This is a genomic window from Variovorax sp. YR750, assembly GCF_900109805.1.
Taxonomy (GTDB): domain Bacteria; phylum Pseudomonadota; class Gammaproteobacteria; order Burkholderiales; family Burkholderiaceae_C; genus Variovorax; species Variovorax gossypii.
Genome location: NZ_FOBJ01000005.1, coordinates 175,625 through 200,256, shown reverse-complemented (window position 1 = coordinate 200,256; position 24,632 = coordinate 175,625). Strand labels below are relative to the sequence as shown.

Below are 24,632 nucleotides of genomic sequence, written 5' to 3'. Positions count from 1 at the left end.
GAGGGGATCGCGATGTCAGCCGACGACTGGTGGAAGCATGGAATCGTCTATCAGGTCTACCCGCGCTCGTTCCAGGACAGCGACGGCGACGGCATCGGCGACCTCGACGGCATCCGCGAGCGGCTGGATCATCTTGTCTCGCTCGGCGTCGATGCCGTCTGGATCTCTCCGATCTACCCGTCGCCGATGGCCGACTTCGGCTACGACATCTCCGACTATTGCGACATCGATCCGCGCTTCGGCACGCTCGAGAGCTTCGATGCGCTGGTGCGGGAGGCCCACGCGAGGGGGCTCAGGCTCATCCTGGACTTCGTACCCAACCACACGTCGGACCGCCATTCGTGGTTCGTGCAGAGTCGCAGCTCGCGCGGCGATCCGCGGCGCGACTGGTACATCTGGCGCGACCCGGCGCCGGGCGGCGGCCCGCCCAACAACTGGCTCGGCAACTTCGGCGGCCCGGCCTGGACCTTCGATGCGGCCACCGGCCAGTACTACGCCCATTCGTTCCTGAAGGAACAGCCCGACCTCAACTGGCGCAACCCCGAGGTGCGTGCCGCGATGTACGAGGTGCTGCGCTTCTGGCTCCGGCGCGGCGTCGACGGGTTCCGCGTCGACGTGCTCTCGCAGATCGTCAAGGACGCGCAGTTCCGCGACAACCCGCCGAACCCGGACTTCGTCGAGGGCCAGGACCCGTTTCTGCGCCTGACGATGCTCTACAACACCGACCTGCCGGAGGTGCAACCGATCGTGGCGGAGATGCGCCGCGTGGTCGACGAGTTCAGCGACGCCCGCTCGTCGCGCGTGCTGATCGGCGAGCTCTATCTGCCGCTCGACCGGCTGGTCGCCTACTACGGCCTCGATGCGGAAGGTTTGCAGCTGCCCTTCAACTTCCAGCTGATCTCGACCGAGTGGCAGGCGGCGCACATCGGCCGCTTCGTGCGCGACTACGAAGCCGCCCTGCCCCCCGGCGCCCAGCCGAACTGGGTGCTGGGCAACCACGACAAGTCCCGCATCGCGAGCCGCGCCGGACCACGGCTGGCCCGGCTCGCGGCCATGCTGCTGCTCACGCTGCGCGGCACGCCGACGCTCTACTACGGCGACGAGATCGGCATGACGGACGTCCCCATCCCCGCCGACGAAGTCCAGGACCCGTTCGAGAAGAACAAGCCGGGCATGGGCCTCGGACGCGACCCGGTGAGAACGCCCATGCAGTGGAGCGCCGCGGAACATGCGGGCTTCACGACCGGTACGCCGTGGCTGCGCCTGGCGGCCGACTGGCCCACGCACAACGTCGAAGCGCAGTCGCATGACCCGCGCTCCATGCTGACGTTCTACAGGCGCCTCATCGCGTTGCGCCGCGCGCAGCCCGCGCTGCACCGGGGCACCTATGAAGCGCTCGAGGCCGGAGACGAGCTGCTCGCCTATGCGCGCGACTGCGAAGGACAGCGGCTGGTGGTGATACTGAACTTCGGCACCACCCCGGCGCCGATGCCGCCGGAGCTGATGCCGCACATGCCGCGCCAGCCGGTCGTGCTGGCATCGACCGACCCCGAACGCGCCGAATCGATCGAAGGCCCCCTCGTGCTGGCACCCGGCGAAGGCATCGTGATCGGCAAGGGTCCGGCGACGCGCTGAGGAATCAGGACTTGGCGGTCTGGATCTCGACGTAGCTGCGCGCATGCCAGCGCACGCGCACGGGCCACTTCGCGTCGGCGATGGTTTCGGAGTTCACGTCCTTGCCGCTGCCGTAGTTGACCTGCCGGTCGGGGCGCCTGTTGAGGCTGACCAGCAGCACGATGCGGCTGCCCGCCGCAAGCCTGGAAGCCGTCACGCGCTCGGTGGTGAACGCAAGCAGCTGACGCTCGCCGGCCCGAAGGAGCCGCCGGCGCACGCGATGGCCGGCGTAGCTGGCGCGGAAGTCGTAGGGGTCGAACAGCAGCTGGTATTCGCCGCTCGCCGTCTGCTCGTACAGCGAGACGTTGAAGTCCATGTCCTGCCGCGAGGGTGTGATGTCGAACACGCCGCGCAGGCTGCCGGCGATCTCGGTGTCTTCCGGCAGCGGATCGCTGACGAAGCTGATGCTGTTGCGCGCCGGCAGCTGGCTCGCGCGCAGCGCGTCCGGCCACGGGATGCGCGCGTCGCGTCGATCGGCCAGGTCGACCGAGAGCCGCGCGTTGCCGCCGCCCTCGGACGGCGACGGCAGCAGGCCGTGCGGCTCGTCTCGCCCTCGGGTGTCGAGATAGAGACGCAGCCGGGTGCGCTCCGGCGCCTCCAGCACCGGCGCATGGCGCCACCGGTCCGCGCCCATCACCTGGTAGTTGACGCGGTCCAGCAGCAGCGAGGGCTTGTCCGCGCCCTTCAGGACGTGGTCGAGCCACTGGTAGCGCAGCTCGGGCAGGTCGACGCGCGCGACCGGGTCCAGCGTGTAGCCGCGCAGCGCCGGTGCCGTGCCGCGCCGGATCGAGATCGCGTCGTAGGGGCCGAGCAGCAGCGTGGTGTCGGCCTGCGGCCGGTTGCGGCGATGCTCGTTGTGGAAGTAGAGCGCGCCGGCGTCGGCGCCGAAGTAGCCGGCAAAGCTCAGCACCGGGATGTCGATGCGCGCGAACTGCTCCGCCGACGGCAGGAACTTCTGCCAGTAGCGGTCGTGGCTCGGGTGCGTCAGCCAGGTCCGGACGAGCCTGCTGCGCTTGCCCAGCAGGACGCGGTCTATGTCCCAGTAGGGGCGATTGCCGCGGTGCCAGCGCGCGTCGAGGGCCTGCCAGATCGCATCGGGGCCCGCATCGGCGTCGGCGCCGGCAGCGGCCGGCAGGGGTTCGGCAGCTGCGTGCTCCTGCGCCCAGCGGACCATCGCGTTGCGGAAGATCTGCCCCGCCATCGGGAAGTCGATGCCCGGCGCCATCGGCGCGATGGTGGCAATGGCCTTGAGCGCCGCCGGTCTCCTGCGCGCGGCGGCCCAGGCGGCGTAGCCGGAGTAGCCGTCGCCGACCATGGCGACGCGGCCGTCGCTCCACTCCTGCCGGGCGATCCACTCGATGACGGCGGCGGCGTCCTCGCCGTCGCGAACGAACGGCCACGCGGCGCCCTTGCCGTCGGGCGTGCGCCCGCGCACGTACGCCGTGATGCCGACATAGCCCTTGGCGGCGCTCAGGCGCGCGTCGTCCTCGGCAGGGTCGAGCGTGAAGCGCAGCAGCGCCGGCAGGGCCGTGTCCGCGCGGCCGGGCCGAACCAGGCTGGCATGGATGACGCCGCCGCGCACCGGAATCCTGAGGTCGGCCTCCGCCACGTAGCGGCCGCGGTTTTCCGCCGCGAACAGTTCGGGCAGCAGCGCACTGAAGCTGCGGCGCGAATCGTAGGAAAGCCAGGTCCGCACGAGCGCCAGGGCGTCGGCCTCCGGAAGGCTGCCCTTCGCGCGCCAGAGGTCGAAGGCCCGGCGCAGCTGCTCCCTGTAGGTCGCCAGCGGGGTTTCGAGCCGGGTCATGATGGCCTGGGCCTGCGCGTTGTCCAGCGGCGACACCAGCTCACGGAACGAGCGCGCGTAGGCCTCGGCGAAACCGACGCGCCCCTCCGCCTCGAGCATGCGCGCGTTCGAATAGATGCCGTCGAGGATCGCCCGCTCGACCAGGCCGTCGAAGGGCTTGCCCTTGCGGCGCTCGCGAAGGGAGCGACTGCTGTCCTGCGCCGCACGGTAGGCACCGCTGACGATCTGCAGGGCCGTCACGTTGGCCAGGAAGGCATCCTTGTCCGCGTCCTGGTACACCGGCAGGATGCGCTCGGCCAGGTCCCGCATCAGGCCCTCGGCGGCGGCATCGTCCGGGTCGCGCGGCGGCCGGAAGCCGAAGTCCGCCGCCCTGGACCAGGTGGGCCAGGCGGGCAGCGCGAGAACCACCCGCATGAGGGCGCGGCGCGCGCGGCTGACGGTCGACACGGGGCGTCTCATGGTCGCTGCTCCTCGGGAACTGCGTGCGGCGCCTTGACCAGATGAACCACCTGCGTGAACAGCCGGTCGTGCGCCCCGCCGGCCGAGCCGATGTGAATGATGCCCGTGCGCGTGAGCTTGCCAAGTGCGCTGACGATGAGTTCGAGCGTGTCGTCGTCGAACGCGCCAAAGGCTTCGTCCATCACCAGCCAGGGCGGTGCCTGCAGCACCACGCGGGCGAAGCCCAGCCGCAGCTGCTCGTCCATGCTGAGCTCGCTTTCCCAGCGGGCCGTCCTGTCCAGCAGCGGTTCCAGGCGCTGCAGGCCCACGCTCTCCAGGGCGGCCACCATCGCTTCTCTCGGGTAGGTCGTCGGCTCCATCGCATACGACAGCACTTCGGCCAGCGTGCCGCGCGGAATGTAGGGCGTGCCGCGCGGCATGTAGTGGATCGTCTCGCCGTCGGGCCGGCGCACCGCGCCCGAGCCCCAGGGCCACAGGCCCGCGATCGCCCGGAACAGCAGGGTCTTCTCGGTGCCCGGCGTGCCCAGGATCAGGGCGCACTGGCCGCGCTGCACGACGAGCGCCGGAACGTCCAGCCGGTCGTGGCCGCTCCAGGAACGGACCTCGAGCGCTTTCATCGCGAGCGTCCCGGCTTCGCCCTCCTCGTAGGCGACGCGGCTGCCGCCCGCCTGCGCCTCCAGGTCGTCGGACGCCAGCATCCGGCGCAGGTCGGTCACGCGCAGCAGCGTGGCGCGCCAGTCGGCAATGATGCTGAAGTTGTCGACGAACCAGCGCAGCGACGACTGCGCCTGCGTGAAGGCCGCGGCGGCCATCATCAGGCCGCCGAACGAAACCTTGCCCGAAAAATACAGCGGCGCGGCCACCAGCGTCGGCGCGATGACGGTGACCCAGCCGAAGCCCGCGGTGGCCCAGGTCAGGTTGGTCAGCCCCAGCACCACCCGCGACGTGGCGCGCAGCACGTCGCCGAAATGCACGGCGACGCGACGCTTCTCGTCGGTTTCGCCGCCGGCCAGGGAGATGCCGTCGAGGTGCTCGTTGATGCGCGTCAGCGAAAAGCGCAGCTCGCCCTCGCGGGCGTAGCGCTCGGCGTTGCGCGAGATCAGGCCGTTGCCGACCCAGTAGGTGACCAGCGAGCCGGCGACCGCATAGGCGATCGCCGCCCACAGCATGAAGCCCGGCAGCACATGGTCCTGGCCATTGAAGAAGATGCTGAAGTCCTTGGAGAGAACCCACAGCACGCTCGCGAAGCTGCCGAACAGCATCGCCGACTGCAACAGGCCCACGCCGAGGTTGACCGACAGGTCGCACAGCTTCAGCGTGTCCTCGTGCATGCGCTGGTCGGGATGGGCACCCATCGGGCCGCTGGCCTGCAACCAGAACGCCCGGCGCGGTTGCAGCCAAAGCCCCACGAGGTCGTTGACCACGGCCTCGCGCAGCCTCAGCTGCAGGGTCTCGCCCAGCCACCTCTGCGCGACGTTCAACACCAGCAGCGCGCCCGCGATAACCGCGAAGACGCCGACCTGCACGATGAATTCGCTCAGGTCGCGCCTCGAGATCGCGTCGTAGAAAGGCTTGTTCCAGCTGTTGAGCTCGATCTGCCCGTACGCCGTGAGCCCGACCACCACGACGATCGCACTCATCAGCACGACAAGCTTCTTCGCGACCGGGGACACCCGCAAGGCACCCAGCAATTCGCCGACCTGACGGAAGACGCCGGCCTTCGCGACCGGCTCGACATGGTTTTCCGGACTCGCGCTCATCGCCCCCGCGTTGCCCTGGAGGCGGCGGCCGCGATGCGGCGCGCCGAGACGCACGAAATGAAGGCGGCGTGACTCCAGGCGAGCTGCTTCGCCGAGGTCTGCGCGCCGCTGTGCTGGTCGAACTGCTCCGACAGATCGCCGCTGTCCGGCGTGTATGCGCGCACGGTGGCGAGGTAGGCGTCGCCGCGCGCCATCCACTGGTTCCAGCGGCCTGCGTCGTCGCCCTCCGCCGCCGCGGCGCGGAAACAGAACTCGGCGGCGCCGAGCGTCGAGAAGTAGTACGCGCCGCCTGAGCAGTACACGTCGCCGGCGTACCGCCCCATCGCCGTGCCGCAACCTGCGGCACGGCCGTGGTTGATTGCATAGGCCGCATCGAACAGCGCGTCGAGCCGCTCCAGCGTGGCCTGCATGCGCGCATCGGAGGGGCCATGCGCGAACTCGCCGCCGAGGCTGTGGATCGCTGACAGGATCACGGCGATGTCCAGCGCCTTCGGGCTGGGCTGTCCGTCCGCGAGAACACGTGATCGGTAGTAGCCGTGCGCCAGGGCGCGATCGTCGTCATCTCGTTCATCCACCCAGTACCCGTCCAGCACTCGCAACACGGCCTGCGACTCTTCACGGCATCGCTGCGCCTGCGCCGTCTCGCCCTGCGCCTCCAGCCATGCTGCGCCCTCGGCCAGCGCCGCGGCCGAGACGCGCAGTGTGTAGTAGTGATGGCCGCTTTCCTCTTCCCAGATGTCGAACGACGGCTCGCGCCAGCGGCGCAGCGTGAAGTCGAGGTCGAAGCGGATCAGCGGCGCGACCTCGGCCAGCAGTGCCGCATCGAGATGCCCGCCGGCCGTCCAGCGCAGCAGCGCCAGCGCACGCAGCGGCGGTCCGTCGTGCTGGGGGCGCGCCCAGCGGAGGATGTCTAGCGTGCCGTCGGGGTTCACGCGCGTCTCGGCGACGACCGCGTCGCCGCGGACGCCTGCGAGTTCATCGTCCTCGCGCAGGTACTGCAAGAGTTCGGGCGCCACGCGCGCCCTGCGGTTCTGCACCGCGGTCACCGTGCGGCCGTCGAGTCCGTTCAGGGCCAGGCTGAAGCGGATGAAATCGCGCAGGTGCCGCAAGGCTTCGTCGCCGATGCGCCGGTCGGCATGGAGCAGGCGCAGCGCATCGATGACGACGGCGGAGTCTCGGAACCAGTGAAAGAAGTAGTCCGGGTCCGGGTCGTAGTTGCCGAGGACGGGCGAGGCGACGATGGCACCGGCGACCGGCCGCACGGTCTGGCCGAAACCTTCGCGGTGCTTGACGATCGACACCGGCGAGATGCTCGACAGCATCGCGCTCGCCGAATGCGAGAGCTGCCGCTCGATCCAGGCCTCGAAGGCCGGGTCTTGCCGGTTCGCCGCGCCGAAGCTCACTCAGGCGACTCCAGGTGCGGGCTGCTGAAGTCCAGCCGGCGCAGCCCGGCCTGCACTTCGGGCACGCTCATGAACAGTTTCCACAGAAGGCCCGTGCGATGGTTCTCCATCATCACGACGATCGGGCCCTGGTCGATGGCAAGGTAGGTGTCCGCGAACCAGCCGCGCGACTCGCAGAACGCGTCGACGAAGCCATAGTCCCTCCACACGCGCTCGCCATGCGCGGTGAGGAAATGCCGCAGCGCCTTCATCACCTCGGCGGGCGCGTACGGCAGGCTGGCCAGCGCGGCCGTCGGCGAGATGGTGCCGTTGTCGTTGTTCGGATCGTGCGCGAGGTAGCCGTCGGGGTCGTCGCTCGCGGTCAGCCCCCAGCACGATTCGCCGTAGCCCGCGAAGCCCCGGGGATTGGCGATGCAGTGCGCGCGGTTGACCTGCACGTGCCGGCTGTTGAGCTCCCAGTAGTCCGCGTAGCGATCCTTCAGGCCGCGCGGATCGAGGCCGCAGAACGAGTAGTGCGCGAAGAACAGAGGACCGCCGTTCGGCGGGCCCAGCGGCAGCTCGATGCCGTGGTACGAGCGGCCGTTGAGGAAGTCGGGGCCCGAGGCGAAGCCGCGGTGGTAGACCCGGGGGTCGATCGCATGGCGCGGCGCGGCAGCCGCCAGGAAGTAGGTGATGAGGCACTCGTTCCAGCCGTGCACCTCGTGGTTCATCGCCCAGCCGTGGTTCGGGCTCCAGTGCCAGTACAGCACGTCGCGCCCGCCCTGGGTGAACCAGTTCCAATCGACCTCGTGCCACAGCGTGTCGAAGTCGGCGCGCAGCCGTCGCACCATGGCCGTGTCCTCGTTGAAATACTGGCGCGCGCAGAGCAGGCCCATGCAGAGGAACGATGTCTCGACCAGGTCGCCCGCGTCGTCCTTGGGGCTCATCGGGATCGTCTCGCCGCTCGCCCCGTCCATGAAGTGCGGGAAGGTGCCGTGGTAGCGCCTGGCGCGAAAGAGGGCGTCGCGCATGCGCCCGAGGCGCTCCAGCGCCGCGTCCCGCGAGACCCAGCCCCGCTCCACCGCGACGATCAGGGCCATGATGCCGAAGCCCGTGCCGCCGATCGCGACCCTTTCGTCGGCCAGGTCTTCGCCCGTGGCGCGAACCAGCGTGCGGCGGTCGAGCGCCAGGCCGCTGGCGGCATCCGCGCCCTCCCAGAAATAGCGGAAGGTACGGCGCTGCACGGCGTCGATCAAGGCTTCGTCGGGCAGGGCAGCCAGTGCCCCGGGGCTCTTGTCATCCTTCAGCACGAACGCTTCCTTTCGCGGTTGTACCGGCATGTCACTTCCGGTTTCATCGAGGCATCGACGCCACACGGCCGATGGTCCTCACCCGCAGCATGCCATCATTAGGTCCCCTGGGTTCTATTCGAAATCCCTGATGAGTCGCATCGATACCCTCATGGCCCGGATGACGCTTGCCGAAAAGCTGGGCCAACTGACGATGACTGCCTCCAGCTACACGGTCACCGGACCGGTGCTCGCGGGAGACTCCACGCAGTCGATCATCGACGGCACCGTCGGCAACCTGCTGAACATGGTGGGCGCCGGGCCCACGCACGAGATGCAGCGACTGGCCGTCGAGAAGTCGAGGCTGGGCATTCCGCTGCTGATCGGCCTGGACATCATCCACGGCCATCGCACGCTCTTCCCCATCCCGCTCGCGGAGGCCGGCGCCTTCGACGAAGAGCTCTGGGAGCGCACGGCACGCGAGGCCGCGCGCGAAGGCACCGCCGACGGCCTGGCGATGACCTTCGCGCCGATGCTCGACGTATCGCGCGATCCCCGCTGGGGCCGCACCGCGGAAGGGCCCGGCGAAGACCCCTGGCTCAACGCGCGCATCGCGCAGGCCAAGGTGCGCGGCTTCCAGGGTGCCGACCTGTCGTCGGCCGAATCGCTGGCCGCCTGCGCGAAGCATTTCGTCGCATATGGCGGGGTCAATGCGGGGCGCGAGTATGCGTCGGTCGACATCTCCGAGCGCACCCTGCGCGAGGTGCATCTGCCGGGCTTCGCGGCAGCCGTGCGCGCAGGCGTGGCGACGCTGATGCCGGCCTTCACCGATCTCAACGGCGTGCCGATGACGGCACACATTCCCTTGCTGCGCGACTGGCTGCGCGGCGAGATGGGCTTCGACGGCGTCATCGTCAGCGACTACAACGCGATCGCGGAACTGATCAGGCACGGCGTGGCAGCCGATCTCGTCGATGCCGCGGTGCTGGCGCTGAAGGCCGGCGTCGACATCGACATGATGGCCGACGCATACCGCAAGGGCCTGCCGGTCGCGATCGAGCAGGGACGGGTGACCATAGAGGAGATCGACGCGAGCGTGCGCCGCGTGCTGCGGCTCAAGGAGCAGCTTGGCCTGTTCGACGACCCCTACCGCCGCGGCGCGACGCCCGAACCAGCCGAGGTCGTCGTGAAGCGGCACGCGGTGGCGCGCGACGCCGCGCGCAAGGCCATCGTCATGCTGAAGAACGAGGGCGACACCCTGCCCTTGCCTGCGACGGCAAAGACGCTGTGCGTCATCGGCCCGCTGGCCGATGCAGTCACCGAGATGAAAGGCCCATGGTGGGGTGCCGGCGAGCACGAGCCAGCCGTCACCGTGCTGGCCGGCCTGCGCGCCGCGCTGCCGCAGGCCGACATACGCCACGCGCCGGGCGTCGCCATCGAGAGCGACGACGACAGCGGCATCGAAGCCGCCGTCGCGCTGTGCGACGGCGCCGAGGCCGTCGTGCTGTGCCTGGGCGAGCGTGCAACGATGAGCGGCGAGGCGGCGAGCCGAGCCACGCCGGCGCTTCCGGGCCGGCAACAGGCCTTGGCCGAAGCTGTGACGGCACGCGCGCACGCGCTCGGCATCCCCGTCGTCGCGATCCTGTTTTCGGGCCGCCCGCTCGTCGTTCCCTGGCTCTCCCAAAACGCCGATGCGCTGCTGGCAGCGTGGTTCCTCGGCGTCGAAGCCGGCCATGCGGTCGCCGACGTTGTCACCGGCCAGGTGTCGCCCAGTGGTCGCACGCCGATGAGCTGGCCGCGCGCCGTGGGGCAGGTGCCGATCTTCTTCGGCCAGCGTCCCACAGGCCGGCCGATGAACCCTGCCGACTACTTCACGAGCAGGTACCAGGACGTCGAGAACTCGCCGCTGTATGCCTTCGGCCATGGCCTGACCTACGGCCGGTTCGTCTACGACGAGCTTCTTGTCGAGCCGCGGAACGTGAGCGAGCAGGACACGCTGAAGATCGGCGTGAGGCTGCGCAACGTCGGCGCGCGCGAGGCCGAGGAGACTGTCTTCCTGTTCGCTCGCGGCAAGCTCGGCCGTGTCACCCGGCCTCTGCTGGAACTCAAGGGCTACGCGAAGCTGCGCCTGAAGCCCGGCGAAGCCGGCTCGGTGAGCCTGGAGCTGCCGGCGTCCGAGCTGCGCTATCTCGGGCCGGACCTGCAGCCCCTGTTCGAGGCGGGCGAGGTCGAGATCCTCGTCGGGCCGAGCGCCGAACAATCAGGCTTGCTGCGCCAGACCGTCGAGCTGCGTTGAAGCCCCGGCCCGGGCGGCAGGCAACGGCCGGGTCAGGTCCAGTTCTCCTGCACCCAGCTGCGCACCTGCGCCCACTGCGTCGAAGTCTCGATGTAGTTCAGCGTCGCGCTCACCAGCTCGCCCACGTTCTTGTAGTCGTCCAGGCCGAACGGCTGGGCGAGCGGCAGGTTGGCGCGCATGTAGTTGCCGCCGAGCAGCTGGCCGGCCTGGGTCGCCGCCAGTTCCGCGGTGGCATCCATCGTGAGATTGAGCAGCGCCGTGGCCGGGACCACGCCATTGCTGAACGGCCAGAGCCAATGCGTGACGCCCCAGTCGAGCGGATTCGGCACGGCGCTGGTCGGCACGCCCACCGGGTTGGCGCCTGTGCCCAGCGACAACATCACGATGTCCGACGTGGCGCTGGCGTAGCCCTGGTAAATGGCTTCCACGATCGCCGTCATCGAAGGGTTGTTGGCGAAGGTGCCGCCGTCGGCGAAGTAGCCGAAGTCGCCCACCTGGTACGGCGGGAAGTAGGTCGGCGCGGCCGAGGTGGCCAGCGCGGCCTCCACCATGCTGATGCCGCGATAGGCATTGCTCGGGCCGTTGGAGATGGTGCACGGCTCCCAGCTGTTCTGGCTCGCGTCCCACAGCCGCGCGGAGTTGACCGCCACGAAGCGGCTCGCCGAGGACAGCGCGCCGTTGCCCACCAGCGTCTCGGCGACCGACTGCAGGCCGGTGTTGACGTACTGGCACTTGAAGATGCCCGGGCCGCTGCCCAGCAGTTCCTCGGGTGATTGCGCCGGTGCCTTGTCCTGCTGCTTGGCCTGTGCGTCCAGCAGCCAGCCGTTGGGCTTGAAGATGGTGGAACCCTTGGTCTCGTAGAGATCGACGATGGCATCGATGCCAACGTCGTTCACGAGGCCCAGCGAGATCAGGCCGCCGGTGGAAGTGCCGGCGAAACCGTTCGCGTTGGCGACGATGCCGAAACTCTTGTCCAGGTCCTGGATCATCAGTGCCGTGATGACACCGCGAATGCCGCCGCCGTCGCAGCAGAGAATCTTGAAAGACATGGCTGTGCTCCTTGCTCGGGTGAATGGATGTCAGCGCGCCTTCTCCTCCTCTCCTTCTCCCCCACTACTCACCTGCCTTCACGCCCTGACGGAAATCGAAGGCCAGGGCACTGTGGCCCCTCTTCATGCGTCGATCCATTTCGTCCCATTACAGATTCGCAGGCTCGGATCGCATCGAACGGGAATGAGAACCTAAGGACTCCCGAGGCTGCCGGAGCCCAATGAAAAGGCATCAGTTCGACTACGGTCGAGTCCCTTCGCCCGACCTCGGCGATAGTGCTGCGCCGCTCAGCCCGGAATGCCGCGCCGCCGCAGCAGCGACATCGGCCGGCGCATCCGGCAACGGCCCCGCGAGGAACGCAGCCAGCAGGTCGTTGCCGGCCGCCTGCGTCAGCGCGGGGCCGCGCGACCCGCCGATCAGCACCACGGCGGCGAAGCGCGCCGGCGCCGACAGGTACAGCGGCACGTCCGTGAAGCCATAGTGATTCGCCTCGGCGATCTGGTAGCGATACCCGCCCGCGCGCGCATGCTGCACGAGCGAGAGATTGCCTTGCAGGTAGTGCCGCGAATGCCGCGTCTCGCGATGATCGCTTTCCAGCAGAAGAAACGGCACCGGCATCGGGTCGATGGCAGCGCGGCCGTACAGAGTGCCGTCGATGTTCGCGACAGCGCGAATGCGCGCATCGCCCATGGCCGCCTCGACCGCGCTCGCGCCGCCGAAGGAATGGCCGATCGCGGCGATGCGCTGCGGATCGAGCCGCTCCGACAGCAGCGGGCCGAAGGCGCCAGGCCGGCCGATCTGTCCGGCGACGAAGCGCAGGTCGGCCGCCCGCACCGACTGCCGCTCGCTCATGTAGCGCAGGCGATCCGGATCGTCGGGCAGGAAGCGCTCGACCGGCGTCGCGAGCCGGCCATCGGCCAGTTCGACCACCGGCGCTTCGTACGCATGGTCCAGCGCGAGCACCACGAAGCCGCGGCTCGCCAGATCGGCAAGAAGCCCGGAATAGAACGCGCGCGACGCGCCATACCCCGGCGAGAACAGCACCACCGGCCAGCGCGTCCGTTGCGTGGCCACCGGCGCGTCGACGCGTGCATGCGTGTCGATGCGGTCGTAGCGCTGCATCACGAGTCCGGGTATCAGCGACACGAAGGACGGCAGCCTGCCGAGGCCGTCGATGTAGCGCGGCGCCACGCCCTGCCCTGACGCCGCCGGATACCAGGCCTGGACCACGACGTTGCGCCGGTCATCCGGATCGGCGGTTGCATCTTCCGCCCGCTCGCCGTCCACCCATCGGAACACCTGGGTGCCGACCGCATAAGGCCCGCGCGGCGCAGGCAGCTCCGGCACCGGCACGAAGCTCCACGCAAGCAGCGTGACCATGGCCAGCCCCACCACGCCGCCACGACCCAGCCATGCCAGCGCGCGTCGCGGCGACGACCGGCTTCGCCTCCAGCCCAGCACCAGCAGTGCCGCAAGCAGCGCGTGGACGGGCAGGTATTGCCAATAGAGGCCCTCGCGCCAGAGCTGGAAGACGCAAGCCACCAGCAACGCAGCCGACACGGCGAGAACCATGCGCCCATTCACCCGCCTCGTCGCCGCCGCGATCAGCGCAAGGCCGACCGCGACCAGGACGATCGCGCCATCGAGCATCGACATCGCCCGGCTCCGTTGTCGTCCGTCAGCCGGCGTACCTGGCCAGCATGCCCAGCTTCTCGTTCAGCGCGGCCTGGAAATGCTCGCGCTGCGAGGGCACCCACATCGGCGCGTCGAAGGAGGCGACGATGCGATGGCTCTCGATCCGGATCGTGCCCGCCAGCGGCTCGCGCACCGCGAAGTCGTCGCCCTGCGGCTCGATCCTGAAGCCCAGCGTCTCTACTTCCTTCAGCTGTGCCTTGAGTGCCTCGCGCAGCACGGCCGGGCGTCCGGCATGAGCAACGGCGATCTCGATCGTCCGCAGTTCCGGCAACGGCAGCAGCACCGGGGCGATGAGCTTCGACGGCCCGCCTGCAGCCGGAAAGCGCAGCTTCGCCGCCGCATCGAGCACCAGCGCGCGCGCCGCCGCGACCTCGTCGTCGGCCTCGTAGCCGCTTTGCGCGGTGACGAAGTTGTCGGTCAGCACCTCGACCGACTCCACGCCGCCGCCGGCCGCCACCGCGAGGCGGAAGCTCATCACGCCCTGCACGTCCCTGAAGGGCTTCAGCGGCTCTGCGAGCGCGCGATGGAATCCGGTGACCACTTCCCGCGCGGCTGCTTCGTCCAGCGGCCCCGTCACCACGGGCGAAGCGGCGCGCAGATGCCCGACCAGCGCGATGCGCGCCTCCAGCGGGTCCATGCTGCCCTGGATGGTGGGCGTGCCGTGGACGATGCGGTCGTCGAACAGCAGCAGCTGGTTGAACTGCGCCGGCACCAGCTCGTAAAGCGCCTCGCCGTGCACGTGGTGCTTCTTGTAGCTGGGCACGCCGTCGCGCATCAGCAGCGTTTCGCCGCCGGCGAACTTGCGCGACTGCCAGCGCGTGAGCGAGTAGACGAAGCCCAGCGTGCCGTTCTGGAAGTCGCTGTGCAGGCCCAGCGTGCAGCCGTTGACCATCAGGTGCAGGTTGGGCTCGCCGGTCGGCACCAGCCCGGTGTGTTCCATGCACCACTGCCTCAGGTGCCGGTCGAAGCGCCGCCACAGCGGCAGCGGAAACACCTGCTGCGGCGTCGTGCGCAGGTAGGTGTACATGCGCGGATCGCAGAAGTACTGCCACTGGACCGACTGCCGGTAGGCGTTGCCGACCTTCTCCTCGTAGGCCGCGCGCATGGCCTCGGCCTCCGGAAAGAAGTCGGCGGCGATGTGCTGGCGCCGGATCACGCGGCCACCTCGCGCATGTCGCCGAGCGCCACGCGCACCTGGCGGTTGCCGCTGTACGGCAGGCGCCCGTGGGCCATCAGCAGGTTGTTGACCAGCAGCACGTCGTGGGCCTCGGTGGGAATGCGGACCGAGCACTCCATCAGCACCCGGTCGATGGTGCGCACCCATTCGGTCGGAATCGGGCTGCCGTCGCCGAAGAACACCGTGCGCGGAAACTGGTCGCGGCGGAAGTGCTTGCCCAGCATCGCATCGACCTCGGCCGGCAGTGCGTCGGGGTGGTGCAGCAGGATCTGGTTGAACCAGGCCTCGGTGCCGCGCTCGGGAATGCGCAGCACGGCATGGGTGCGGTACGACACGGTGAGATCGTTCTCGGAGATCGCGTCGATCTCGTGCCCGCTGCCCTCGATCTTCATGCGCAGCTCCTGCAGTGTCTCGACCTTGAAGAACTGCTGCCACGAGGTGTCCAGCCCGCGGATGAAGCGCCGCCGGTAGACAAGCCCCAGCTCGCGGAAGCGCTCTAGCATCTGCGCGGGCAGCCGCTCGATCACCTGGCGTCCGTCCGACAGGGTCCACTCGCCGCCTTCGGTGGCCGGCTCCAGGCAGAAGAACAGCTGGCGCGAAGGCCAGCTCTGCGTATGCGAGGCCTCGTTGTGGAAGCGGATCTCCAGGTGCCTGGGGTACGGCGTGGAAAAGTAGACGTTGTCGCTCGCGCTGGCCAGCGGCAGGTCGCCGTAGTGCCTGTAGAGAGCGTCGCAGGCCGAGCCCGCGCAGTCCTCGAAGCCGGGCAGGCCGCCGACCTCGAAGCCGCGGAACAGCACGTGACCGTCCCTCCACAGCGCCTCGTCGATGCGATCGCGGTTCTGCCGTATCCAGGGCGCGAGCGGCTCGCGGGAAGCTGAAGTGATTTGCATGGATTCGTTCACACCTTCGGTTCGTTGATCTCTTCAGGACATGGCCACCAGGATGCGGCGCGACCCGTCGAATGGCAGCCGCCCGTGCGCCGCGAGGAGGTTGTCCACCACCAGCAGGTCGCCCTGGCGCCACGCGAAAGTGCGCCGCTGCGCGCGCAGCACCTCGCGCACGTCGGCGAGCGTTGCGCTGTCGATGCGGCCGCCGTCGCCGTAGTACGCCGCCATCGGCAGCCCGGCCTCGATGCGCGCATCGACCTTGGCGCCCATCGGCGTGTTGGAGGCATGGAACAGGTGCACCTGGTTGAACCAGACGCGCTCGCCGCTCAGCGGATGCACGCGCGTGGCCGGCCGCCGCTCGTGGATGCGCAGGCCGCCGCTGGGCTGCCACTCGCAGCCGATGTCCAGCTCGCGGCAATGCGCCTCGACCTGCTCGCGGTCGGCGGTCTCGAAGGCCTTGCTCCAGGCGTTGTAGGGCGCGTGCGCCGGCGCGAGGTTGCGCACGTACATCAGCTCGCGGCGCTCGAACTCCTCGACGATGGAGGCCGGCATTGCCTGCAGCACGCGCCGCGAGTCGGCCAGCGGCGTCTCGCCGCCCGTCTGCGGCACGGTCGCGCAGAAGAAGTAGAGGCGTTGCGGCCAGCGCAGGCTGTACGACATCTCGTTGTGCAGCGGGATCTCCAGCTGCCTCGGGTACTCGGTCGAGGTGTAGACGCCGTCGGCCACCTTGCTGCGCGGCGAGGTGCCGCCCGCGTAATCGCGCAGCTGCTGCGACGCCATCGCCGCGACCGCGCGCCGGAAGTCCTCGGCCTCGTGCAACGGAAAGCCGCGAAACAGCAGCGCACCGGCACGCAGCAGCATGGGTTCCAGCCGCGGCATCGCTTCACCGAACCAGCCTTCGGCATCGGCCGCGCTGCCGCCGGCCAGCTCGGCATCGGCGTGGATGAGATGCGGAAAGTCGTCGTCGAAGTCCTCGGCCTCGCGCAGGTCCGCGACGGTTGCTGCCGCCCCGCTCATGCGCGCTGCCCCAGGTACCAGTGCCGCCCGACGATCTCGATCACCCGATCGACGTGCGGCTGCCTGAGGATCGACAGGTGATCGCTGCCCGGCACGTCGAAGCTGCGCAGCCGGGGCTCGTGCGTGCGCCAGGCGTCGAGGCTCACGGCTTCGTCTCCATCATCGGAAACCGCCCGCAGCAGCAACGCGAGGCCGGTGAACTCGCCCTCGGGGCGATAGCCGATCGCGCACTGGCGGCAGAACATCTCAAGCACCGGCGCGAAGTCCGCGCGCCGCGCGCTGGGCGGCAGGAGGCGGGCGCGCCGCATGGCCTCGAAGACCGATGCCGTCTGCTCGCCGGCAGGCAGCGCGGCCAGCGTGCCGGCGTCGAGCCCGTGCTCCTTTCCGCCCTGCAGCCGGATCAGCGCCAGGTACTCGCGCAACGCGTGGGCGCGGTCGCCGAAGCCTTCGGCGCGCGGCGCATCGGTGTCGACGAGCACCACCGGTGCGACCGTGGCACCGGCCTCGGCCAGCTGCCGTGCCGTTTCCAGCGCGACCCAGCCGCCGAAGGAATGGCCGATCAGGTGATAGGGCCCCCGCGGTTGCAGCGCGCGTATCGCATCCACATGCCGCCGCGCCGCCTCCTGCAGCGTCGGCGGCTCGCCATCGCGGCCCAGCAGCGCGGGCGCCTCCAGGCCGATGAAGCTGGCGTCGCCGGGGCTGCGCGAAGCGAAGTCGAGGAACGACGTTGCGTTGGCGCCCGCACCCGGCAGGCAGAACACCTTGCGTGCCTGTGAGCTGCTGCCGCTGCTTCTGATGGTCACCACGGCACCTGGCGCTGGCGGGCGGTTGGCCATGGCCGGCTGCGCTTGCGTGCCATCGAGCCGCTCGAGGATCGAGTCGATCGCCCCACCGACACGCGCTGCGTGTCGGCCGTCCATCATGATGCTCCAGTGGTCGCCGCCTACCGGATGCACCTGCAGCCGGTTGCGGAACACGGCACTCCAGCCGTTGGCCGGATCGCCCGCATCGCCTGCCGGTAGCGCCGAGAACAGATGCGCATCGATCTCCAGCGGCCGCGCGTGATAGCGATGCGCCGCCGCGCGCAGCTCGAACCAGAGCCCCGCGCGCGCGTCGAACTCCGCCGGGCTCATGTCCTTCTTCAGCCATCCTTCGGCGCGAGCCAGCGCGATCGCGGCGGGCAGCCCGTCGGCGGCTAGAAGCCGCTCGATCTCGCCCGCCTCCAGCTTGCGCCCGTAGTACTCGGCGAAGGCCACCAGCAGCAGCTTGCGGTCCTGCTCGCCCAGTTCGGAAATGCCGCGCTCGCCCTCGCTGCGGTGCCAGCTGTCGATCAGCCCGAGGAACTCGACCTGCTCGCCCGCCGAGAGCAACTGCCGCGCGACCTCGAAGGCCAGCACGCCGCCGGCCGACCAGCCCGCGAGCCGGTACGGCCCCTGCGGCAGCGCCTCGCGGATCAGGCGCACATACCCGGCGGCCAGGTCCTCGTAGCGGCTTCCGGCCTGCACCGCGTCGCGGTCGGCGCGGATGCCGTAGAGGCCGATTTCCGGATCGATGTGCCGCGCCAGCCGCTCGTACGACAGCACCTCGCCGCTGGGTTCGTGGATGAACACCAGCGCGCGCCGCGTGGCGCCACCCTTGCGGATGGTCACCCACTGTGCGTTCGGACCGAGGTCCGCGATGTCTTCGCGCGGCTTGCCGATCAGCTCGGCCAGCGCGCTGAGCTGTTGCGCCAGCAGCACGTCCTGCAGCGCGACCTCGTAGCCCTTCTGCTTCAGCCCCTCGATGACCTGGAACACCATCAGCGAGTAGCCGCCCAGGTCGAAGAAGTTGTCGTGTCGGCCGATGCGCTCGACGCCCAGCAGCTGCGACCACAGCGCGGCGATGATGCATTCCGCCTCGCCCCGCGGCGCCTCGTAGCGGCCGAGCGCCAGGCCTTGAGCGTCGGGCGCCGGCAGCGCCTTGCGGTCGAGCTTGCCGTTGGGCGTGAGCGGCAGCGCAGCTAGCGTCACGAAGGCCGAAGGCAGCATGTATTCGGGCAGGTGCGCGGCCAGGCCAGCGCGCAGCTGCACCGGATCGGGCGTCTCCGTGCCGGCCACCACGTACGCGACCAGGCGCCTGTCGCCGGGGATGTCCTCGCGCGCGACCACCGCCGCCTCGCGCACCCCCGGCAGCCGCGCGAGGCGCGCCTCGATCTCGCCGGGCTCGATGCGAAAGCCGCGCAGCTTGATCTGCTGGTCGTTGCGGCCGAGGTATTCGAGAGTGCCGTCCTCGCGCCAGCGGCCGAGGTCGCCGGTGCGGTACATGCGCGCCTGTGCGTCGTCCACGAACGGATCGCGCGGGAAGCGCTCTGCAGTGAGTTCGGGCCGGCCGAGATAGCCGCGCGCGACGCCGGCACCGCCGATGTGGATCTCGCCCGCCACGCCGACCGGCACCGGCTGCCCCGCCGCGTCGAGCAGGTAGATCCGCGCGCCCGGCATCACCTGCCCGATGTGCGGACGGCGTCCGTCGATCACGCCGCAGCTCGCGTCCACGCTGCATTCGGTCGGCCCGTACATGTTGAAGACGAGCCGCCCTTCGACGGCCGCCAGCGCGCCCCAGGTGGCCGCGTCGATCGGCTCGCCACCGAGCAGCAGCTTGCGCAGACTCGGTGCGCGGCCTTGCAGGAGGCCCGCGCCCTGCATCAGCCGCAGGTGCGAAGGCGTGCACTCCATCGCCTCGATGCGATGGGTTTCCAGAAAACCGAGCAGTTCCTGCGCGCCGAGTCGATCCGCCTCGGGCAGCAGGAACACGCTGCGGCCGAAGGCGAGTTGCCCCCAGGCCTTCACGGCCATGTCGAAGCCGAAGGAGGAGTTCCACGCCACGCGCCGGCAATCGGGCGCCGTGCCGTGCACGCAGGCCTCCATCGCGCGCAGGAAGAAGGCCGCGTTGCGGTGCTCGACCATCACGCCCTTGGGCTCGCCGGTCGATCCGGAGGTGTAGATCACGTAGGCCAGGTGCGAGGGCGTGAGGCCGACGGCGGCCGGGTCCGGGTTGGTGGACGGCGCCGTGGCCCAGTCCGGCTGTTCGGCGTCGAGCAGCACGCGAGCGCATCGTTGCGGCACCTGCAGCCGTGCGTCGAGGCGCTGCTGGGTCAGCAGCACGACCGCACCGCTGTCTTCCAGCATCTGCGCCAGGCGCTCGTCCGGATGAACCGGATCGAGCGGCACGTACGCGCCGCCGGCCTTGAGCGTGGCCAGCATCGCCACGACCATCTCGAGGCTGCGCTCGGCGCAGATCGCCACGCGGTCGTCGGGCTTCACGCCGAGCGCGCGCAGGTGATGGGCGAGCCGGTTGGAGCGCGCATTGAACTCGCCGTAGCCCAGGCTCTGGCCCGCGTATTCGATCGCCTGCGCATCGGGCTGGCGCGCCGCCTGTTCCTCGATGAGTGCATGCACCAGCACCGGCTGGGCTGTGACGGCATGGCTTTCGTTGAAGCCTTCCACGATCGCCGCGCGCTCGTCGGCGTCGAGCAGGTCGATGCGGTCCACCGGCTGGCTGTCGTCGGCGACCATGGCGCGCAGCACCGCTTCCAGGCAACGCCATTGGCGGCGCACCGTGGCCTCGTCGAACAGGGCGCTGGCGTAGTTGAGCTGGCCGGCGATGCCCTCCCCGTTCTCGCGCAGCTCCAGCGAGAGCTCGAACTGCGCACTGTCCGCGCCGCCGCCCAGGCTCTGCGCCTGCAGGCCGGGCAGGTCGAGCCCGGCCTCGGGCGTGTTGTGCCACGACAGCATCACCTGGAACACCGGATGGTGGGCCAGCGAACGCGGCGGGTTGAGCGCCTCGACCAGCCGCTCGAAGGGCACGTCCTGCAGGCTTTGGGCCTGCACCGCGGTCTGCCGCGCCTGTGCCAGCAGCGCGCCCACGCCCGGGCTGTCCGAGAGGTCGATCTTCAGCGCCTGCGTGTTGACGAAGAAGCCGATCAGCGGCTCGACCTCCACGCGGTTGCGGCCGGCGTGCGAGCTGCCGATCACCACCTGCTCCTGCCCGCTCAGGCGGCCCAGCACCACCGCCCATGCCGCGAGCAGCGTCATGTACAGCGTTGTGCCATGGCGCTGGCCCAGCGCGCGCAGGCCCTGGCCCAACTCGGCGTCGAGTTCGACCGCGATGTTGGCGCCACGATAGTCTTGCACCGGCGGGCGCGGCCGGTCGGTCGGCAGGTCGAGCAAGGCCGGCGCGCCGCGCAGCTGCCGCACCCATTGCTCCAACTGCTGCTGCAGCAGCGGCCCCTGCAGCCATTGGCGCTGCCACATGCCGAAGTCGGCGTACTGGATGGCCAGCGGCGGCAGCGGGTCGGAGCGGCCTTCGCGAAAAGCGCCGTACAGCGCAGAGAACTCCTTCGCCAGCACTCCGCCCGACCAGCCGTCGGACACGATGTGGTGCATGGTCACCAGCAGCACGTGGTCGTCGGGCCCCAGCACGAGCAGTCGGCCCCGGATCAGCGGCCCCAGCGCGAGATCGAACGGGCGCAGCGCCTCCTCGCGCACGATGCGCTCCAGCGCCTCGTTGGTGATGCCGCGCCGGTCTTCGTGCAGCAGCGCGAAGCCGCGCGGCGCGTCGATGACCTGCCGCGCCTCGCCCCCGATGCCGACGAAGCGGGTGCGCAGCACCTCGTGGCGTTCGACGATGCGGTCGAAGGCGGCCTGCAGCGCCGCAACGTCCAGCGGGCCGCGCAGCCGCACCGCGTCGGGCACGTGATAGGCCTTGCTCGCCTCGGGATCGACCCGCGCGATGAACCACAGCCGCTGCTGCGCGAACGACATCGGCAGCGGCGCCGAGCGGTCGGCGCGCGTGATCGCACCCAGCGTGTTCTGGCTCGCCTCGGCCACGTCGCGCGCCAGGTCGGCAAGCTGCGGATGGGTGAACAGCACAGGCAGCGGCAGCTCCACGCCGAGCCGCTCGCGCAGCTGAGAGACCAGTCGCACCGCGAGCAGCGAGTGACCGCCCAGCTCGAAGAAATTGTCGTTGCGCCCGACGCGCTCCATGCCGAGCAGCTCGCACCAGATCTGCGCGAGCGTGTCCTCGATCTCGCCGATCGTCGCCTCGTAGCTGCGATGGGCGAAGGCGAGACCCTCGGGCGCCGGCAGCGCCTTGCGGTCGAGCTTGCCGTTCGGCGTCAGCGGCAGGGCCGCGAGCGACACGAAGGCGCCCGGCAGCATGTGCTCGGGCAGGCGCGCGGACAGTTGCTGGCGCAGCCCGGCCGGGTCGATGGCGTCGTGCGCGCCGTCCGCGACGATGTAGGCGACAAGGCGCTTCTCGCCGGGCACGTCCTCGCGCGCGACCACCGCCGCCTCGCGTATGCCGGGCAGCTCGTCGAGGCGAGCCTCGATCTCGCCGGGTTCGACGCGGTGGCCGCGGATCTTGAGCTGGAAGTCGTTGCGCCCGAGGTATTCGATCGTGCCGTCGTCGCGCCAGCGGCCGAGGTCGCCGCTACGGTACATGCGCGCGACTTCGTCGTCCGCGAACGGATCTCGCAGGAAGCGTTCGGCGCTCAGCGCGGGCTGGTTCAGGTAGCCCCGCGCCACCTGCGCGCCGGCGATGTGGATCTCGCCTGCCACGCCGCGCGGCACGGGCCGGCCCTGTGCGTCGAGCAGGTACAGCCGGCAGTTGTCGACTGGCGTGCCGATGGGCGGCAGGTCGCTCCACTCCTCAGCGGGGCCTGGGAGCGTGTACGTCGTGACCACGTGGCTCTCGGTCGGACCGTAGTGGTTGTGCAGGCGCGCCTTGCCGTTGCCTTCGAACAACCGCCGTATCGCCGGCGTGATGCGCAACTGCTCGCCCGCGACGATCAGATCGCGCAACGTCGGCGGCAGCGCTGCCCCGTGCTGCGACCACAGCTCGCTCAAGGCGTTGAGCGCAATGAAGGGCAGGAAGAGCCGCTCGACACCCTGCTCGCCGAGCCAGTCGGCCAGCGCGGGCAGGTCGCGTCGCAACTCCTCGGGCACCGGCACCAGCGTGCCGCCCGTGGCCAGCGTGGAGAAGATTTCCTGGAACGCGACGTCGAAGCCCGGCGCCGCGAACTGCAGGGTGCGCGCCGCGTCGGGCAACCGCTCGCGCTGCCAGGCCAGCAGGTTGACCAGCGCACCGTGCGGCATCGCAACGCCCTTGGGCATGCCGGTGGAGCCGGAGGTGTAGATCACATAGGCCAGGTGCTCGCCGCGCAGGCCCAGCGCCTGCGGATCGGGCCGTGGCGTGGCAACTTGTGTCCATGGCGCGGCGGCGATGTCGTCGAGCAGCACGCGCTCGCAGGTCGGTGGCACGGCGAGGCGTTGCGCCAGCCGCTCCTGCGTCAGCAGCACGCGCGGCGCGCTGTCGGCGAGCATGTGCATCAGGCGTTCGTCGGGCAGCGCCGGATCCAGCGGCACATAGGCCCCGCCAGCCTTGAGCGTAGCCACGATCGCGATCACCGCCGCGGCCCCGCCCTCCAGGCAGATCGCCACGCGCTGGTCGGGAACCACGCCCAGCGTGCGCAGATGACGGGCCAGCTGGTTCGATCGGGCTTCCAGCTCGCCATAGCCCAGCCGTTCGGTGGCGGATTCCAGCGCGACCGCGTGCGGGTCGCTGTCGGCCCGTCGCTCGAACAGCGCATGCACCAGTTCGCCACCACTGCCGATATCGCCATGGTCACGGCGGGTAGCATTGAAGCCGTGCAGCACCTGCTCGCGCTCGGCCGCCGGCAGCGTCTCGATGTCACGCATCGGCGTGTCGGGCGCCTGGTCGAGCGCGCGCACGAGGTGTTCGAGGGTTTCGCGCATCCAGCCGGCGATGCGCGCGGCGTCCACCAGCTTCACGATCTCGGCGGTAATGGAGAAGCCCTGGCCGTGGTCGTCCACATGCAGCACGAAGGGGTAGTTGGTGCGGTCGCGGCTCTCCAGATGACGGATGCCGGCGATGCCTTCCTCGCCCTGTGCCGCCGGCTCGCGGCTGTGGCGGTAGTTCAGCAGCGCCGAGAACAGCGGCGTGTTCGCGGGCAGGCCGCTGCAGCGCTGCGCCAGCGTCAGCGACGCGTGCTCGTGGCGCAGCAGTTCCGCGAGCGCGCCGGCCGTCTCGCCGAGCGCCGCCCCCGCGCTGAGCCCCTCCAGCCGCACCCGCAGCGGCAGGGTGTTGATGAACATGCCCATCGCGCGGTCGGCGCCTTCGCCGCCCTGCAGGCGGCCGAGCAGCACGGTGCCGAACACCACGTCGCCACCGCCGTTGCCGCTGCAGCGCGCCAGCACCTGCGCCCAGGCCAGGTGGAATACGCACGCGGCGCTTACACCGCGCCCGCGCGCCACGCGCCGCAGGTCTGCGCACAGCGCCGGTTCGAGCCGCAGCTTCGCCTGCACCGCGCCGCTGCCGTTGCCCTGCACGTCGAGCAGATCGAAGGGCGCGGTCGGCTGCACGACGTCGCCCAGCATCGCGCGGAAGAACTGCTCATGCTCGGCTTCGCGCGCGCCCAGCCGAGCCTGCGCGACGAAGTTGCGGAAGGGCACGGGCTGCGGCAGTTCGGCACGCCGGCCCTGCATCACCAGGCCGACTTCGTGGGCCAGCAGCTCCAGCGTGACGTGGTCCATCGCCAGGTGGTGATAGAGCATCTGCAGCAGCCAGCGTCCACCTGCCTCATCGAATGCCGCGAAGCCGCGCATCATCGGCGCGCGGCGCACGTCGAGGCGATAGCGGGCCGGGTCGGCGTGGTCCTGCAGCCGCGCCTGCACATCGCCGCCGTCGAACTCCAGCGTCTCGACTTCCAGCCGCGCCCGGCGCCACACCACCTGAACCGGCTCGGGCAGTCCGTCCCACTGCACGGCGGTGCGCAACACGTCGTGGCGCGCGATGGCTTCGTTCATCGCGGCGACGAAGCGGTCCAGCAGCTCACGGCTGTCGAAGGCCATGAGCAGCCGGGTCAGGTAGGCGTCGCCCTGCTGCTGCAACAGGTGGTGGAACAGGATGCCCTCCTGCAGCGGCGCGAGCGGATAGATGTCCTGCACATTGCCCGCACCACCCGGCGTGGCGGCGACGATGCGGTCGATCTGCGCCTGCTCCAGCCTCACCAGCGGCAACATGCGCGGGGTGATGCGCGGTTGCTGCTCCTGCTGCCGTGTTGCTGCAGCGACGCGATCGTCGTTG

General features: G+C 70.0%; 12 protein-coding genes and 1 pseudogene. 2 read left to right on the top strand and 11 right to left on the bottom strand.

The window, feature by feature from the left end:
- The first annotated feature begins 12 nt into the window (after positions 1-12).
- Positions 13-1,635: an alpha-amylase family glycosyl hydrolase gene (locus tag BMY35_RS12480; RefSeq protein ID WP_093198899.1), complete on the top strand. Its 1,623-nt coding sequence runs from the start codon at positions 13-15 to the stop codon at positions 1,633-1,635.
- A gap of 4 nt (positions 1,636-1,639) precedes the next feature.
- Here the strand turns inward: BMY35_RS12480 and BMY35_RS12475 are convergent, their stop codons facing one another.
- The 4 genes from BMY35_RS12475 to BMY35_RS12460 are packed head-to-tail and all read right to left on the bottom strand — an operon-like array spanning position 1,640 to position 8,389.
- Positions 1,640-3,937 (bottom strand): CocE/NonD family hydrolase, encoded by a 2,298-nt coding sequence (locus BMY35_RS12475; RefSeq protein WP_093198897.1) that lies wholly within the window; start codon positions 3,935-3,937, stop codon positions 1,640-1,642.
- Entirely contained in the window at positions 3,934-5,697 is a 1,764-nt protein-coding gene (locus BMY35_RS12470) for an ABC transporter ATP-binding protein/permease (protein WP_093199629.1), read from the bottom strand. Before BMY35_RS12470 ends, BMY35_RS12475 begins: the two co-directional genes overlap by 4 nt.
- Positions 5,694-7,100: a glycoside hydrolase family 15 protein gene (locus tag BMY35_RS12465; RefSeq protein WP_093198894.1), complete on the bottom strand. Its 1,407-nt coding sequence runs from the start codon at positions 7,098-7,100 to the stop codon at positions 5,694-5,696. Before BMY35_RS12465 ends, BMY35_RS12470 begins: the two co-directional genes overlap by 4 nt.
- Complete coding sequence (locus BMY35_RS12460; protein ID WP_256228309.1) at positions 7,097-8,389, bottom strand: glucoamylase family protein; 1,293 nt, start codon at positions 8,387-8,389, stop codon at positions 7,097-7,099. The genes BMY35_RS12465 and BMY35_RS12460 overlap by 4 nt, the downstream gene beginning before the upstream one ends.
- A 130-nt stretch (positions 8,390-8,519) precedes the next feature.
- Here BMY35_RS12460 and BMY35_RS12455 point away from each other — a divergent pair, with 130 nt between their 5' ends.
- Entirely contained in the window at positions 8,520-10,664 is a 2,145-nt protein-coding gene (locus tag BMY35_RS12455; RefSeq protein ID WP_093198889.1) for a glycoside hydrolase family 3 N-terminal domain-containing protein, read from the top strand.
- Positions 10,665-10,696: 32 nt separating this feature from the next.
- On the opposite strand, the gene BMY35_RS12450 is transcribed toward BMY35_RS12455, so the two are convergent.
- From BMY35_RS12450 to BMY35_RS39100, 7 genes and pseudogenes are all read right to left on the bottom strand, one after another.
- On the bottom strand, positions 10,697-11,713 hold the full coding sequence (locus BMY35_RS12450; protein ID WP_093198886.1) for a patatin-like phospholipase family protein: 1,017 nt from the start codon (positions 11,711-11,713) through the stop codon (positions 10,697-10,699).
- A gap of 241 nt (positions 11,714-11,954) precedes the next feature.
- Positions 11,955-13,370 carry an alpha/beta hydrolase family protein gene (locus tag BMY35_RS12445; RefSeq protein WP_093198883.1) on the bottom strand — a complete coding sequence of 472 codons (1,416 nt, stop codon included), beginning with the start codon at positions 13,368-13,370 and terminating at the stop codon, positions 11,955-11,957.
- Positions 13,371-13,392: 22 nt separating this feature from the next.
- Entirely contained in the window at positions 13,393-14,565 is a 1,173-nt protein-coding gene (locus BMY35_RS12440) for a hypothetical protein (RefSeq protein ID WP_093198882.1), read from the bottom strand.
- Positions 14,562-15,476 carry a TauD/TfdA family dioxygenase gene (locus BMY35_RS12435; protein ID WP_143080672.1) on the bottom strand — a complete coding sequence of 305 codons (915 nt, stop codon included), beginning with the start codon at positions 15,474-15,476 and terminating at the stop codon, positions 14,562-14,564. The genes BMY35_RS12440 and BMY35_RS12435 overlap by 4 nt, the downstream gene beginning before the upstream one ends.
- A gap of 33 nt (positions 15,477-15,509) precedes the next feature.
- A complete protein-coding gene (locus BMY35_RS12430) occupies positions 15,510-16,490 on the bottom strand; it encodes a TauD/TfdA family dioxygenase (protein WP_093198877.1) in 981 nt (326 codons plus the stop codon).
- A complete protein-coding gene (locus BMY35_RS12425; RefSeq protein ID WP_371287166.1) occupies positions 16,487-23,119 on the bottom strand; it encodes a non-ribosomal peptide synthetase in 6,633 nt (2,210 codons plus the stop codon). Before BMY35_RS12425 ends, BMY35_RS12430 begins: the two co-directional genes overlap by 4 nt.
- A 72-nt stretch (positions 23,120-23,191) precedes the next feature.
- Positions 23,192-24,583: pseudogene (locus tag BMY35_RS39100) on the bottom strand (condensation domain-containing protein); the annotation flags it as partial.
- Positions 24,584-24,632: the final 49 nt, after the last annotated feature.

Bases quoted from the DNA above. Each gene is read 5' to 3' on its own strand.
- BMY35_RS12480 (WP_093198899.1), top strand. From the start codon at position 13: ATGTCAGCCGACGACTGGTGGAAGCATGGAATCGTCTATCAGGTCTAC.
- BMY35_RS12475 (WP_093198897.1), bottom strand. From the start codon at position 3,937: ATGAGACGCCCCGTGTCGACCGTCAGCCGCGCGCGCCGCGCCCTCATG.
- BMY35_RS12470 (WP_093199629.1), bottom strand. From the start codon at position 5,697: ATGAGCGCGAGTCCGGAAAACCATGTCGAGCCGGTCGCGAAGGCCGGC.
- BMY35_RS12455 (WP_093198889.1), top strand. From the start codon at position 8,520: ATGAGTCGCATCGATACCCTCATGGCCCGGATGACGCTTGCCGAAAAG.
- BMY35_RS12450 (WP_093198886.1), bottom strand. From the start codon at position 11,713: ATGTCTTTCAAGATTCTCTGCTGCGACGGCGGCGGCATTCGCGGTGTC.
- BMY35_RS12445 (WP_093198883.1), bottom strand. From the start codon at position 13,370: ATGTCGATGCTCGATGGCGCGATCGTCCTGGTCGCGGTCGGCCTTGCG.
- BMY35_RS12435 (WP_143080672.1), bottom strand. From the start codon at position 15,476: ATGCAAATCACTTCAGCTTCCCGCGAGCCGCTCGCGCCCTGGATACGG.
- BMY35_RS12430 (WP_093198877.1), bottom strand. From the start codon at position 16,490: ATGAGCGGGGCGGCAGCAACCGTCGCGGACCTGCGCGAGGCCGAGGAC.